Here is a 13060-nt window from a genome sequence, read left to right as displayed (position 1 = left end):
TACGCAGTTTTTCGCGTAGGCAGCACTCCCCCTGTGTGTGCGACGCGCCTGATACATCGGCCGCTCAAACGGCCAGCTCATCGAACGATTTGATTAATAAAGGAAAGACACATGAGTGCAATTGTTGACGTTATTGCCCGCGAAATTCTGGACTCCCGTGGTAACCCCACTGTTGAAGCCGACGTGCTGCTCGAATCCGGCATTATGGGCCGTGCCGCAGTGCCGTCAGGCGCCTCCACCGGCTCGCGCGAAGCCATCGAACTGCGCGACGGCGACAAGGGCCGCTATCTGGGTAAGGGCGTGCTCAAGGCTGTCGAGAACGTCAATACCGAAATCTGTGAAGCGCTGGTCGGCCTGGATGCTGAAGAGCAAGCCTACATCGACCGCGTCATGATCGAGCTGGACGGCACCGAGAACAAGAGCCGCCTGGGCGCCAACGCCATGCTGGCTGTGTCGATGGCCGTGGCCCGTGCTGCTGCTGAAGAAGCCGGCCTGCCGCTGTATCGTTATTTCGGTGGTTCCGGCCAGATGACCCTGCCAGTGCCGATGATGAACATCATCAATGGCGGCGCACACGCCAACAACAGCCTGGACTTCCAGGAATGCATGATCCTGCCCGTGGGCGTGCCGACCTTCCGCGAAGCCCTGCGTTGCGGCGCTGAAATTTTCCACGCGCTGAAGAAGATTCTGGACAAGAAGGGCTACCCGACGACCGTGGGTGACGAAGGCGGTTTCGCTCCGAACGTCGCCGGTGCTGTCGAAGCGCTGGAACTGATCATGGAAGCCATTGAAGCTGCTGGTTATGTACCTGGCAAGGACGTTGTGCTGGGTCTGGACTGCGCCGCTTCCGAGTATTACAAGAACGGCAAGTATGAAATGGTCGGCGAGAAGCTGTCGCTGACCTCCGCCGAGAAGGTCAACTTCCTGGCTACGCTGGTCGACAAATTCCCGATCCTCTCCATCGAAGACGGCATGGCCGAACAAGACTGGGACGGCTGGAAGCTGCTGACCGACGCGCTGGGCAAGAAGATCCAGCTGGTGGGCGACGATCTGTTTGTCACCAACACCAAGATCCTGCAAGAAGGCATCGACAAGGGCATCTGCAATTCCATCCTGATCAAGGTGAACCAGATCGGCACCCTGACCGAGACTTTCGCGGCCGTCGAAATGGCCAAGCGTGCCGGCTACACCGCCGTCATCTCGCACCGCTCCGGCGAAACCGAAGACAGCACCATTGCCGACATCGCTGTTGGCCTGAATGCTGGTCAGATCAAGACGGGTTCACTGTCCCGTTCGGATCGCGTCGCCAAGTACAACCAGATCCTGCGCATTGAAGAAGATCTGGGCGAAATCGCCATCTACCCGGGCCGCGCGGCCTTCTATAACCTGCGCCTGAAGTAATTCCAGGTTTACGCAGGCGCTTGCGCCCCACGAAGCTCCCCTCTACCGCTTGCGGGGCGAAACAGGGGTTTCGAGCCGCATGCGGCTTGCCTGTGCAGCCGGTTGGCAGTGCAATGCCAACCGTGGGGCGCGGAGCGGGGGCTGGGGGAGAGGGAGGCAAGCAGGTACAATCAGGGCGCACTGCGGTGCGCCCTTTTTGTTGCCCATTCACCTTTTACGACGACTGTTTATGCGCTGGCCCGCCATTTTTTTCCTGACCTTGCTGCTTGCCCTGCAATACCCGCTGTGGCTCGGCAAGGGCGGCTGGCAAGACGTGCACGAAGCCGAAGCCAGGCTTGAAGCGCTGCGTGCCGAAAATCGCGAACTCGAAAAGCGCAACGCTGAGCTCGCTTCCGAAGTGAAAGACCTCAAGTCCGGTTACGAAGCCATGGAAGAGCGCGCCCGTCTGGAGCTCAATCTGGTCAAGCCAGGCGAAATTTTTGTACAGATTCCGGATGCTCCGGCCAATAATAGATATTAATCACCACGATATTTGAAGTGGATACTTGAATGCTAAAAAAATTGTTTCAAAAATTGACTTCTAGTGGTGTTGTTAATCCTTTGACTGAAACTCCTGCCGTTGCGATTTCTGTCGTAGAACGGAAACAGGCTTTGCGCAAGGCCAAGACGGCTTTGTTAGAGCGGAAAATGGAGTTGACAAAGGAACTGCTTGATCCATTGTTGCGTGCAGATAAGAACGATGGAGATGCCTTGGCAATTGAAGGTATGCGTCTTTTTGAGTTGGGGCACGATGAGCTTGCTGCAGGAGTGCTGCAGCGTGCAATAAATTGCGGCTCCGATGACCCATTACTTCTCAAATGCTTGGCCTCCGTATTTTCCAGGCAGGGAAAGCGGGTGCCCGCGTTAGCCGCGGCGGAAGAGGCGAGAAAAACTTCGCCTAATGACGCGATGTTGTTGAATATGCTTGGATCCTTGTATCTGTCGGCAGATCGCTACGATGAAGCGGCTGATGCATTCAATGTCGCATTGGAACATGCTCCTCGTGATCTGGCCTTGATCATTATTTGCAATATCGCGATGCTCGATGGTCGTGGCGGAGCCACCTTGCATCGTAAAGCGGCTTCGGCTAAGGGGGTTTCTGTTCGCAAGCAGCTGGTTCGATATTTGCTGACAGAGAGAAAACGACGGGCGCTGAGTGAAAATGAAATAGTGGGTTTGATGATTCTTTGTGGCGTAAGCCTTGAGAATTATCAGGCAGCGTGCGAAGAGGCAGAGCACCTCTATGCGCGACCAATGCTTGATGAGTATAGCGCAGCGCAGTTGGGGAGGTTTTATGCTACCGCAGGGAATTTGCCTCGTGCAATTGAGTTGTGTGAGCAGGCCATTGAGGGCGGCGAAGGTGTCACTCGTTATTTTCTGGGCTTTTTGATGGCTGCCGCAGCTGGCGCGAATTGGTTTTCTGGTTGGAAAATGATGGATGAAGGGTTTTTGGGGATGTATGCGATGTCCAGGGTTGTGACAGAGGTCCCTATCTGGGATGGGCGTCCTCTTGGAAAAAAGCGCTTGTTTGTCTACCAGGATCAGGGCTTCGGCGATATTTTGTTGGGTTTGCGTTTGCTCAAGCAGCTTTCCAGCAAAGGCATTCACGCCGTATTCGTGTTTAAACCTGAAATGGAGGCCGTGCTTGCGACGGTGGATGTTGGTGTGGAACTTGTTGCAAACGAGGCACGGCCAGATCCACGAGATCTGAATTGTGCCGTTGCGGTTCCAATGTTTACCCTTATCAGTTTGTTGAATTTGAGGCCGGAGGATTTAAAAAAACCCGTTCTGATCAAAGCCCAGCCGGAGCGTTGTCAGTCTTGGCGAGCTAGCTTGCAAGCAGAGACAAAATTGCGGGTTGGCTTGGTCGTGACGGGTAATGTTTGGCGAGCCGATGATTGGTACCGTTCCCTTTCCGCTCAGGCGGTGGCTCCCCTGGCCGCGATTGATAATGTTTGTTGGGTTAATCTTGCCGTTGACGTCCGTCCGGAAAGGGATGCCATCATCGAAAAATTCGACATGCTGGATCCTGTGCCTGACATCAGGGATTTTGCTGATACCGCTGCTGTGATCGATGTGCTGGATGTGGTAGTGGCCATTGACTGTTCGGTTGCCCACGTAGCGGCTGCGTTGGGTAAGCAGGTACTGGTGCTGGTGCCATCGTCCATCGACTGGCGTTGGCAGATTGGTGGGGACACGCAACCGTGGTGGCCGACGGCCAAAATATTCCGTAGTTCCGCACCTGCCTGCTGGGATGATGCCGTAAGTCGCCTAGCTCAAGATCTTGCGGCGATGGCTAGAAATAAGGCCGATAAAGACGCTTAGGCCGGAGTTTTTTTGCGCGTTGCGCTAGGTGTCAGCCGGACCGCAATGTCGCGACTGATTTTGTGTGCGACGTCTTTGTCATACCCATTTTCAATCAATGCCCACTGAAAGGTATTGATCAGGCGGGCTTTTCCGAAAGTTCCCAGTTTTTCTTTTCGCTGAAAGCCTTGAATGTGTCCCAGCGCCGTTTCAAACTCAAGGGTTAGCCGTTTTTCGTCCTTAATCCGATGAATTGGCAGGTGTTGTACAAACTGCGTGCCCAATCTTTTAGCAACGGTGTCGATGGCTTTGCGTTTCAGAAAGTCAGAAATGAATATCATTGTCAATCTCACTGGTGATTTGGGGCTGTGATTGTTGGTACTCACAGCCCCGTTTATTTAATGGGGCTGCTGGAGGCTAAATTGAAATGCTAAAAGTCCCGTTGTTTTCTGAAACTTTTCTGAGTGTCGGGTCGGATTCATGTATGGCCAGCATGTTCATGCCAAGGTTAAATACCTGGTAGTCAAGTTCAGCCATGAAGGCGATAAGCTCAGCTCGATCTGATTTGATGACTTCCACCATCATGATGGGTTTGTGACGAGCAATGCTTTTTTTTCCCCCAAGTAATACATCCAGCTCCATGCCTTCGACATCAATTTTTATGAAATCGATTCGGGGGAATTCGAATGTATCGATGTGAGCCATCGGAACAGTGGCGCATTTTGCTTTCTCATAGGAGATTTTTTGGCCGATAAACTCAGTGGTTGCTTTCCTCAGTTCCAAGCTTCCGAAGCTTGCCGGTTGAAAATAATCCGGGCAAGGGATTTCTATCGAGCCGTTTGATTCACCCAAGGCGCAGAGTCTGGCGTGAGCATTCAGGCAGTTGTTCAGTGCCAGGTTGCCGGCAAGAGCGTAAAAAATCGCCTCTTGTGCTTCAAACGCATACACTTCCCCCCAGCCAAACATATGCCTTGCCCACTCGACGGTATGTACCCCAATATTGGCTCCCCCGTCGATTGCGAATACGCTTGGGCCGAAAAAATTACGCCGATGTGTGAGCAACTCGAGTGCCAACTGGATTTCGTTCTGTGCATAACTTGATTGATTCAGTATTTCGTGGCCGACGCCAAACGCAGTATCTGCATTGACGGGACAATAATCGTTGCGATTGACGATCATACTGCCGTGATTGCTCGACGTAAGCACAAATGCGATTGGGCGGGGTGGAAATGACATGTTGAATCCTTGGTTGTTGAAGAAATGTCGTCTTGCTTGAGCTGTTGCGCCTAGAAACGGCTGCCTTTATTTAAAAAATAATCATTCAACAAGATCGGTGTATGGTCCAAAATCGGCCGCATGACCAATGATATTGTAATGATCTGGCGTTAGCCAGTATCTGGGCGGATTGTACAAGTTCTCCGGAGTGGCTTCACTTTCAAAACTATTACCAATCAGGTCACTGCGGACAAATAATGCATTAGCGCTGGTAATATTGGTGGCAACCAGGGCGTAGCCTTTTTTTGGCAACCGTGTTGATGGCGACTAGGCTTGAGCCCATATAATCACTGCCACGCTAGGTGTTGCTGCGGTCGCATACAGGCCTCTTCGATATGGGTGGTGGGAATTTTGCATTGTATCCAATGCATATGACTTTCGGTTTGCTTGTCAGCGTATTAATCAGACAAATGTTGTTACTGTCGACGTCTGTGGATAAAAAATCCAGTTTCCCCATCTTTCGTCCCACGTGGTTTCAGCGTTCTTCTGATGCAATCGGAAATATTTTCCGGGTAGGCGTAGACAACATCCAGAAAAAATATTTTTGTGTCGATTTAGGCCTGAAATTTTGCAGGATAGGGCTTCGTTGGGGCTCGTTGCCCTCAATCCACGATCCGCGCCATCCTTGTGAAGAAGGTTGCGTGAGTTGCACCCCTGTCCGTTTTTGACACCTGTTTTGCAAAAAAACTGATTTATTCCAAAGCGTTTTAATATTTTATGAAAAATTCCGTCTTCGTCACTTCGGCTGTATAATTTGTATCCGAATGGCTCCAGTCTTTTTGGTGTGACGCGCAGCGGCGAAATGATCTGCTCAATTTCCTGACGCGCCAGATAACCGGCGCTGCGCCTGACCTGCGAGTAAAAGGCGTTGATTAAGTGTTTTTTCTGTGCGTCTACGAATCAATCTTTGCTGCGGATGAAGGGGGAGGGTTTGTTGGTTGTGCTGATGTATTTGTAGCTAAGGTGCTTTGAGCCATCTTACCCGAAGGCTACTTGTCAGGGCAACGGCATCAGGCGGTGGATGTTTCAATCAAACAAGCTTCGAGCCCCGCTGAAGCGCTGAGCGAAATAAGCCGAATCCAGGCGTTCCTTCTTGACCTGCCCCTTGCTGGAGGGGGCATGCAAAAACAGATCGTCGCCCAGATAAATGCCCATGTGCGAGAACTTGCTGCCGTTGGTGTTGAAGAACACCAGATCGGCCGGCTGCAATTCATGGCGGCCAATTGGGCGGGTTTGCGAGGCGATCTTCGCGGCGTTATGCGGCAGCTTGCGGCCAGTGACCTGCTCCACCACCAAACTCACCATGCCGCTGCAATCCAGGCCGGCCTCCGGGTTGCGCCCGCCGAACTGGTATTTCGTACCCAGCAAACCATGGGCGTAAAGCACGATTTCATTGGCGGTTTGTTGGTCCTCGATGCGCAGGCGCGCGGGGCGGGCGTCTGCAGACGGCTTGCCTGCAGCGTTAGGTGTGCTGGGCGTGTGTGAGCAGGCTGCCAGCAGAGCAAGGCTTAGTGCGGATCCCCAAAGGTTTCGAGTCAGGCGCATCACACCTCCAGCCAGAAAGTCACCGGCCCATCGTTGATCAGACTCACCTGCATATCCGCGCCGAATTCACCGGTCGCCACGATCGGATGTGCGTTGCGGGCGAGGTCCGTCAGATGGTCAAACAACTCTCGCGCCTCTTCAGGCGGCGCGGCCGGCGTGAAGCTCGGGCGTGTGCCCTTCTTTGTATCGGCCGCCAGCGTGAATTGTGACACCAGCAGCAAGCCGCCGCCCGTATCGGCCAGCGAGCGGTTCATGCGCTGCGCTTCATCGGGAAAGACGCGGTAGGCCAACAGCTTGTCCAGCAAGTGCCGCGTATGCGCCGCCTCATCACCTCTTTGCACGCCGATCAGCGCCAGTAGCCCGGGGCCGATCTCGCCCACGCGGCGGCCATCCACCACCACAGCTACCTGCGAAACACGCTGGATCAGGGCAATCATGCGACTGAGTGTGCTTTTAGCCAGCCGAGTAAACTGCTTCCTTGCTCCTCGGTAAGCGGCAGCGTGGCAATGCGCTCAGCAAGCGTGACGCTGTCGATGAGCTGGTGTTTGAGCATTGTTTCAACGAAAGCCCAGTCCTTGTCGCGCCCGGCGGCCAATTTAGATGCCGCCAGATCATGGGGCTCCAGGCAGTAACCGATCTTCAGGTCGGTGTGTTCGCTCTGGATCTTGATCAGCCGATTTTCCCAGCCCGTGGGCAGAATGGCTGTTTCCGGGCCAACGCCCTGAGCGTAATAGCCAAAGCATTCCTCAAAGGGCGAGAGTTCGCCAATGGCCCCGTCGATCAGATTAGCTAACTCTGGGTGGTGCAGCGGGTACAGATCCGCCTTCATTGATTGCAGTAAAAACTCTGGCGCATTCGGCACCGCGCCGAGAATGGATTGACTGCCGATCACCACGATTTCGTATTCGTTGGTAATCGCGGCTGCAGCGCGGATCAGCTGTTCCAGCTCTTCACGCCTCATGCTGAGTCCGCCATGTTTTCAGGAAATTGAAACGCTCCTGATTGGAAAGGATTTCCGTAAACGGCGAGCATTGGCGCAAGGCGCGCGCATGTTCAGAGTCCTCGGTGGCCAGCTTCAGGCTAGCGCTTGCGCCCGCTTGCAGTGCCTGAAACCACTCATCCAGATAAGGCTGCGACGCAGCACAAACCGTCTGGCGCCAGCGCGTGATAGTCGCCTCTGCATGGGCGTGCAACGCAGGTTCGCGTTGAATTTTCTCGGTAATCAGGCGATGCAAGGCGAGGCTGCGGGCATCAATATCGGCATGGCTACGCATGGCCGCTCCTTATTTCATTTTCAGACAAATACTGCATTTGTCGACTTCGTCTTGCCGTGCTCCAGCAATGTCTGCGCCTCGTCTTCGCGGCATTATTGATCTGGAAACGGAATTACAGAAGTCGTAAGCCCGTGCGGAAGCGTTCCGCATTCTCGACGTAATGATCCGCACCTGCTTGAATGCGCGCCACTTCCTCATCCGTCAGTTCGCGGATGATGCGCCCCGGGGTGCCCACCACCAGCGAACGATCCGGAATCACCTTGCCCTCCGGGATCAGCGCCTTGGCGCCGATCAGGCAATACTTGCCGATCACCGCGCCATTGAGCACCACCGCATTCATGCCGATCAGCGTGCCGTCACCCACCGTGCAGCCGTGCAGCACCGCCATGTGGCCCACAGAAACGTGGCTGCCCAGCGTCAGGGGAATGCCATCGTCGGTATGCAGGATCGCACCGTCCTGGATGTTCGTATGCTCGCCCACCGTGATCGGATCGTTGTCGCCACGCAAGATTGCGTTGAACCAGATGCTCACACGCTTGCCCAGCGACACCTTGCCGATCACCCGCGCGTTGTCCGCCACCCACACACCTTCGCCCAACTCCGGCACCCGATCACCTAGCGCATAAATCGCCATTCCGATATCACCTTGCTTGAAATTGCTGCTGCGCACAGCGAGGCTGAATCATAGCAGCGAGGGCTTTGTGTTGGCGCCTGGCTCGGAAAAGTGTCGTGAAAATGCGCGGATAAGCTCGGTGTGCGGTGTGTGCGCTGCCGTGCAGCGGCACGAAAGATGACAAAAAAGGTCACTTTTTACTTCTTTTGATGAGCAGTGTCGGCAGTTGGTTTTTTTTGTTTGTATTCTAAGTGACTGGTTTTGTTTGACTATTTTTAAGTCTGACAGACGGTCTGCCCTTTTGGCACAGGCTTGGCTAGGAGAGAGCTAACGGAAATTGTCCGTTTCTTTCCTCCAAGGAGATTGCTCATGAAACGCATTCAACAAGGCTTTACCCTGATCGAGTTGATGATCGTGGTCGCCATCATCGGTATTTTGGCTGCTATCGCGCTGCCCGCTTATCAGGACTATACGGTTCGCTCGAAGGTTACTGAAGGTCTGACCCTGGCCGAAGCCGCCAAATCGGTGGTTTCCGAAACTTGGCAAAACAATGGCTCCCTTGCTACCGTGACGCAAGAGGTTACGTCTGCCTCGACCGGCTGCGCAGCAAGCGTGGTGTATTGTTTTACCGTGACCAAGTATGTGTCGGCGATTTCGATTGCTGCCACCAATGGCGAAGTTTTGGTGACGTACAACGTCACTGCCAGCGGCATTAACCAATTGGGCACAAACAATACTGTTTACTTGATTCCGACCATCGGTAACGCCGCTCTGGCTGCTGGTTCGCAAGGCAATATTGACTGGCATTGCAAGGGGGCTGCTTCCACTTATGCGGTGGGTTCCACTGGCTTGTTGCCGGGTCGTTATTCTCCGACACAATGTCGCAGCGCAGTCTGATTTTTGTCTGGTAGTACCAAAAGGGCCAACGATGTTGGCCCTTTTTTGTTTGTCCTTCTCTTGCTTGCTGGAGACTGGTTGGCGCTTGTCGTATCGGCGCCATTGCCTGTTGCACTGAGCGTCGCCGGCTGAGGTTTTACTTATTGCGCATGGATTTATTGACTATGGCTTTGACACGCACACAATTGGTTGTTACGCATTTGGTGATCAGCGCGATCATTGTTACAAGTTTCATTTTGTTTGCGGTGCTGCAATGGTGTCCGCCGCCCCTGACCGCCGCAACGGGGCTGGTGAAGGTGTTGTTAATCCTGTTTTGTGTTGACGTTGTGCTGGGGCCGATACTGTGCCTGTTCTTTGTTAAGCCCGCACGATCTAGCTACCGATTTGATCTGGCAACGGTCATCTGCTTGCAGTTGGTGGCATTTGTGTTCGGTGCTTGGAGCATTTATCAAGGCCGGCCGGCCTATCTGGTATTTGCGCTGGATCGTTTTGAGGTGGTGGCGGCCTCTCAAATTGAGTCTGCCGAACTGGCAAAAGTAAAACACCCGGAGTTCAAGGTGCTTCCTCAATCCGGCCCAGTTTTTGTTTATGCCGAGCAACCCAATGATCCAGTCGAAAAACAGCGTATTCTTTTTTCATCCATGTCAGGGGCTGATTTGCAGGTTTTTCCTCAATACTATCGGCCCTATCAGGAGCATGCCGCAGAGGTTCTTGGTAAATCTCATGCGATTGAGGAATTATTGAAACTCAATCCTGAAGCCAAAGCCCGGCTAGAGGATTTACAGAAAAAATTTGCTCGGCAAGCCGATCGGTTCCGATACATCCCTCTTGTTGCCAAGCAAAGAGAAATGTCTGTGCTGATTGATGCAAAATCGGCCGAAATATTGGAAATAGTGGATCTTCGTCCATGGAAATAGTCTGGCGTGAGCGGGCGTTCTGGTCCGACTGGCCTGAGCCTATTGTGAAGTGATTGTGTAACATTTGGCGGGATGCGGCAGGGGGAGTGACAAATTTTGTCACTTTGAATGCTTGGGTTAATCAGGGTGAAATCAGGCTTGTTTTTAACTCGCTGTATAAAAAGACTTTTTTCCTGATGGGTAGGTCTTGTGTGCTTGGTACGGACTTGGCTAATGTAAGGCGGTGGGTATCCCTGTTTTTCCTCAGGAGAGTTAGTCATGAAACGTATTCAACAAGGTTTTACCCTGATCGAACTGATGATCGTGGTAGCTATCATTGGCATTCTGGCGGCTATCGCGCTGCCAGCCTATCAAGACTACACCGTGCGTTCAAAGGTCACAGAAGGCCTGACCCTGGCCGAAGCGGCCAAGTCAATTGTCTGGGAATTCTGGCAGAGTAGTGGAAATCTGGCTGTGGTGACGCAGGAGGTCACCAGTGCTTCGACCGGCTGTGCGGGCAGCATTGTGTATTGTTTTACCGTGACCAAGTATGTGTCTGAGGTTTCGATCAATATCAACAATGGTGAAGTTAAGGTGTCGTATGACATTACGTCAAACGGCATTGCCCAACTAACCGCGGCGACGAATTCTGTGTTTTTTGTTCCGACGATTGGTGACGTGGCATTGGCGCCTGGGTCGCAGGGCAGTATTGACTGGCACTGCAAGGGCGCTGCGTCGACCTACGCCCCCGGCAGTGTCGGCACTTTGCCGGGACGGTATTCGCCGACACAATGTCGTGGCGCTGTTTGATTCTTTGAGGCCGGCCTCTTTTGCGGGCCGGGCTTGAGTTTCTTCGTGCCGGCTATGAATCAGGTGTTTATTGTGGGCTGATCAATAATATGATTCGGGCACTCTGAATTGTTGCTGCATTTGCCCACATGATCTCTCAACGCCTGTTTTGGCTAGCCGCTATTCCGTTGTTTGTCGGTCTGGTGCTGTCTTCCCTGATCAATATCCACCCCAATCCGCAAACCGTGGTGTACGCGGAGTGGGCTATGGCCCTGGCGGCAGTGCTGAGCTTTGCCGGGTGGGTGATTGCCCGGCCGCAGGGGCTGGAGCTTCGGGTCGGCGGTGCGGCGGGCTTGATCCTGCTGGTGTTGCTGGCCTGTCTGGGCTGGCAACTGCGCACGCCAGGCTTGGGCTATGCGGTGTATCTGGGCTTGTTCCTGCTGTGCTACGCGCTGGGGGCGAGTCTGCGCTCGGGGACTTTGGTCGATGCGATGGCGGCCGGCATGTTGGGGGGTGCGCTGCTGCAATCCTTGGCCGGGGTTTTGCAGCTTTCCGGCGTTACGCTGGGCGGGCTGGTGATGGGCAAGATCTATCTGCAGGCCTTCGGCAATGTCGGGCAGGCCAATCATTATGCGGATCTGCTGTTCCTGGGGCTGGGTTCCTTGAGTTTTCTGTTCGCGCGGCGTTGGCTGAATGCGTGGCTAGCGCTGCCGTTGGCGGCTTGGCTGGCGCTGGCGGCGGCGGCTTCGGCTTCACGTGGCTCGCTGCTTTACACCGCAGCCTTCCTGGTGCTGGGCGGGCTGAGCCTGTGGCGCGGTGATCCGGCGGCACGGCGCATCGGGCAGGCCTTGCTGGTGGTGGCGGCATTTTCGGTGCTGGCGCAGGCGCTGGTGACCTACGGCCATATTCTGAATTCCTTCGGTGTGACGACCGCGCTGGATCGGGCGGGCGATGCCGGCTCGAACGGCCAGCGCCTGTTCAACTGGACGGCGGCCTGGCAGGCGATTGTGGCGCATCCGTGGCTGGGGCAGGGGCCGGCGACTTTTTACAAGGCGTCCATCGATGCGATGTTTACGACGCCGCCCGCCACCTTTCCCAAGTTTGCCGAGCATGCACACAATCTGCCATTGAACATGGGTGCGGAATTCGGTTTGCCGCTGACCGTGCTGGTGATCGGCGGGCTGCTGCTGTGGTATCTGCGCCAGCTGTTGTTTGTGCCGACCGCCGCGCGTATGTGGGCGTTGGCCTGTGTCGGCGTGGTGGGCCTGCACAGCATGGTGGAATATCCGCTGTGGTACGCCTATCTGCTGGTTCCGGTGGCGTTGGCGATGGGCGTGGCAGATGGCGAAAATCTGCGTCTGCCGGTGCTGCGCTTACCGCTCTGGCTTGGCGCGGGCGTGGCAGCGTTGGCTGTGGTGGTGTTGAGTTGGGTGGCGTTTGACTGGTTTGCGGTGCGTGCGGCCTACCAGACGCTGGCCGCCGAGGAGCCGGACACGAAGCTGGCGACGCGCATCAAGGCGCGCGAGCAATTGGCAAAGGTATCGCGCTATTCGGTGTTCGCCCTGCATGCCGAGAGCCTGCGTCTGCAAAGCTGGCATCCGGACGAAGGCGATGCGGCGCAGATCGCGGATCGCTGCGATGCGCACTGGCAGTACAAGCCGGGCTGGTATCTGATGATGCGTTGTGGCGAGGCCTACGCGCTGAGCGAGCGTGGTCCGGCGCTCAAGCGCATTGTGGTGGCAATGTGTGATGGCTTTCCCTATCACCGCCCGGCGCTGAATGATTGGGCGCGGGCGTATGACGAGGCGGCCAAGCGCGGTTACCGGATTGGTGGGCGGGCTTGTTTGCAGTGAGCTGATTGCTGTCGCAAGTCGCAAGTCGCAAGTCGCAAGTCGCAAGTCGCAAGTCGCAAGTCGCAAGTCGCAAGTCGCAAGTCGCAAGTCGTGGTCTACGGATTGGGGTTTTGCGCAACAAGGCCAGTCCTTGATTGACGTTTTTTTACCCCCACCTTTCCCTGAAAAGGAGGA

The 13060-nt window shown here is 54.7% G+C and carries 14 protein-coding genes; 7 read left to right on the top strand and 7 right to left on the bottom strand.

What is annotated here, in order from left to right; translation table 11 throughout:
• Positions 1 to 111: 111 nt before the first annotated feature.
• From eno to ABXR19_RS01165, 3 genes are all read left to right on the top strand, one after another.
• Positions 112 to 1401 carry a phosphopyruvate hydratase gene (eno, locus tag ABXR19_RS01175; RefSeq protein ID WP_354599240.1) on the top strand — a complete coding sequence of 430 codons (1290 nt, stop codon included), beginning with the start codon at positions 112 to 114 and terminating at the stop codon, positions 1399 to 1401.
• Between the two features lie 229 nt (positions 1402 to 1630).
• Positions 1631 to 1921, top strand: coding sequence for a cell division protein FtsB (ftsB, locus tag ABXR19_RS01170; protein WP_354599239.1), 291 nt, complete (start codon positions 1631 to 1633; stop codon positions 1919 to 1921).
• A gap of 29 nt (positions 1922 to 1950) precedes the next feature.
• Positions 1951 to 3765, top strand: a complete 1815-nt coding sequence (locus ABXR19_RS01165; protein WP_354599238.1) for a tetratricopeptide repeat protein — start codon at positions 1951 to 1953, stop codon at positions 3763 to 3765.
• On the opposite strand, the gene ABXR19_RS01160 is transcribed toward ABXR19_RS01165, so the two are convergent.
• The 7 genes from ABXR19_RS01160 to ABXR19_RS01130 form a co-directional block, all read right to left on the bottom strand.
• Positions 3762 to 4085: a hypothetical protein gene (locus tag ABXR19_RS01160; RefSeq protein ID WP_354599237.1), complete on the bottom strand. Its 324-nt coding sequence runs from the start codon at positions 4083 to 4085 to the stop codon at positions 3762 to 3764. The two genes, ABXR19_RS01165 and ABXR19_RS01160, sit on opposite strands and share 4 nt — an antisense overlap.
• 76 nt (positions 4086 to 4161) lie before the next feature.
• Positions 4162 to 4980, bottom strand: a complete 819-nt coding sequence (locus ABXR19_RS01155; protein ID WP_354599236.1) for an FkbM family methyltransferase — start codon at positions 4978 to 4980, stop codon at positions 4162 to 4164.
• Positions 4981 to 6045: 1065 nt separating this feature from the next.
• Positions 6046 to 6564, bottom strand: a complete 519-nt coding sequence (locus ABXR19_RS01150; protein WP_354599235.1) for a C40 family peptidase — start codon at positions 6562 to 6564, stop codon at positions 6046 to 6048.
• A complete protein-coding gene (dtd, locus tag ABXR19_RS01145) occupies positions 6564 to 7001 on the bottom strand; it encodes a D-aminoacyl-tRNA deacylase (protein WP_354599234.1) in 438 nt (145 codons plus the stop codon). Before dtd ends, ABXR19_RS01150 begins: the two co-directional genes overlap by 1 nt.
• Positions 6998 to 7525, bottom strand: a complete 528-nt coding sequence (locus ABXR19_RS01140; protein WP_354599233.1) for a DUF6036 family nucleotidyltransferase — start codon at positions 7523 to 7525, stop codon at positions 6998 to 7000. The genes dtd and ABXR19_RS01140 overlap by 4 nt, the downstream gene beginning before the upstream one ends.
• Positions 7515 to 7838: a hypothetical protein gene (locus tag ABXR19_RS01135; protein ID WP_354599232.1), complete on the bottom strand. Its 324-nt coding sequence runs from the start codon at positions 7836 to 7838 to the stop codon at positions 7515 to 7517. Before ABXR19_RS01135 ends, ABXR19_RS01140 begins: the two co-directional genes overlap by 11 nt.
• 112 nt (positions 7839 to 7950) lie before the next feature.
• Positions 7951 to 8472 (bottom strand): gamma carbonic anhydrase family protein, encoded by a 522-nt coding sequence (locus tag ABXR19_RS01130; protein WP_354599231.1) that lies wholly within the window; start codon positions 8470 to 8472, stop codon positions 7951 to 7953.
• Between the two features lie 348 nt (positions 8473 to 8820).
• Between ABXR19_RS01130 and ABXR19_RS01125 the strand changes: the two genes are divergently transcribed.
• From ABXR19_RS01125 to ABXR19_RS01110, 4 genes are all read left to right on the top strand, one after another.
• A complete protein-coding gene (locus ABXR19_RS01125) occupies positions 8821 to 9348 on the top strand; it encodes a pilin (RefSeq protein ID WP_354599230.1) in 528 nt (175 codons plus the stop codon).
• A 164-nt stretch (positions 9349 to 9512) separates the two neighbouring features.
• The gene (tfpZ, locus tag ABXR19_RS01120; protein WP_354599229.1) at positions 9513 to 10265 is read left to right on the top strand and encodes a TfpX/TfpZ family type IV pilin accessory protein; all 753 of its coding nucleotides are present in this window, start codon (positions 9513 to 9515) and stop codon (positions 10263 to 10265) included.
• Between the two features lie 258 nt (positions 10266 to 10523).
• Positions 10524 to 11054 (top strand): pilin, encoded by a 531-nt coding sequence (locus ABXR19_RS01115; RefSeq protein ID WP_354599228.1) that lies wholly within the window; start codon positions 10524 to 10526, stop codon positions 11052 to 11054.
• A 128-nt stretch (positions 11055 to 11182) separates the two neighbouring features.
• Positions 11183 to 12886, top strand: coding sequence for an O-antigen ligase family protein (locus tag ABXR19_RS01110; protein ID WP_354599227.1), 1704 nt, complete (start codon positions 11183 to 11185; stop codon positions 12884 to 12886).
• The last annotated feature ends 174 nt before the right edge of the window (positions 12887 to 13060 follow it).

It is taken from the genome of Uliginosibacterium flavum (assembly GCF_040566545.1).
In the GTDB taxonomy this organism is placed as follows: Bacteria; Pseudomonadota; Gammaproteobacteria; order Burkholderiales; family Rhodocyclaceae; genus Uliginosibacterium; species Uliginosibacterium flavum.
Note: the sequence above shows the minus strand (reverse complement) of the source record. Positions and strands in the feature narration are given on the sequence as shown.

Excerpts from the sequence above, each read along its gene's own strand:
- ABXR19_RS01165 (WP_354599238.1), top strand. The coding sequence starts at position 1,951 with ATGCTAAAAAAATTGTTTCAAAAATTGACTTCTAGTGGTGTTGTTAAT.
- ABXR19_RS01110 (WP_354599227.1), top strand. The coding sequence starts at position 11,183 with ATGATCTCTCAACGCCTGTTTTGGCTAGCCGCTATTCCGTTGTTTGTC.
- ABXR19_RS01115 (WP_354599228.1), top strand. The coding sequence starts at position 10,524 with ATGAAACGTATTCAACAAGGTTTTACCCTGATCGAACTGATGATCGTG.
- ABXR19_RS01150 (WP_354599235.1), bottom strand. The coding sequence starts at position 6,564 with ATGCGCCTGACTCGAAACCTTTGGGGATCCGCACTAAGCCTTGCTCTG.
- ABXR19_RS01140 (WP_354599233.1), bottom strand. The coding sequence starts at position 7,525 with ATGAGGCGTGAAGAGCTGGAACAGCTGATCCGCGCTGCAGCCGCGATT.
- eno (WP_354599240.1), top strand. The coding sequence starts at position 112 with ATGAGTGCAATTGTTGACGTTATTGCCCGCGAAATTCTGGACTCCCGT.
- ftsB (WP_354599239.1), top strand. The coding sequence starts at position 1,631 with ATGCGCTGGCCCGCCATTTTTTTCCTGACCTTGCTGCTTGCCCTGCAA.
- ABXR19_RS01130 (WP_354599231.1), bottom strand. The coding sequence starts at position 8,472 with ATGGCGATTTATGCGCTAGGTGATCGGGTGCCGGAGTTGGGCGAAGGT.
- tfpZ (WP_354599229.1), top strand. The coding sequence starts at position 9,513 with ATGGCTTTGACACGCACACAATTGGTTGTTACGCATTTGGTGATCAGC.
- ABXR19_RS01160 (WP_354599237.1), bottom strand. The coding sequence starts at position 4,085 with ATGATATTCATTTCTGACTTTCTGAAACGCAAAGCCATCGACACCGTT.
- ABXR19_RS01135 (WP_354599232.1), bottom strand. The coding sequence starts at position 7,838 with ATGCGTAGCCATGCCGATATTGATGCCCGCAGCCTCGCCTTGCATCGC.
- dtd (WP_354599234.1), bottom strand. The coding sequence starts at position 7,001 with ATGATTGCCCTGATCCAGCGTGTTTCGCAGGTAGCTGTGGTGGTGGAT.
- ABXR19_RS01125 (WP_354599230.1), top strand. The coding sequence starts at position 8,821 with ATGAAACGCATTCAACAAGGCTTTACCCTGATCGAGTTGATGATCGTG.
- ABXR19_RS01155 (WP_354599236.1), bottom strand. The coding sequence starts at position 4,980 with ATGTCATTTCCACCCCGCCCAATCGCATTTGTGCTTACGTCGAGCAAT.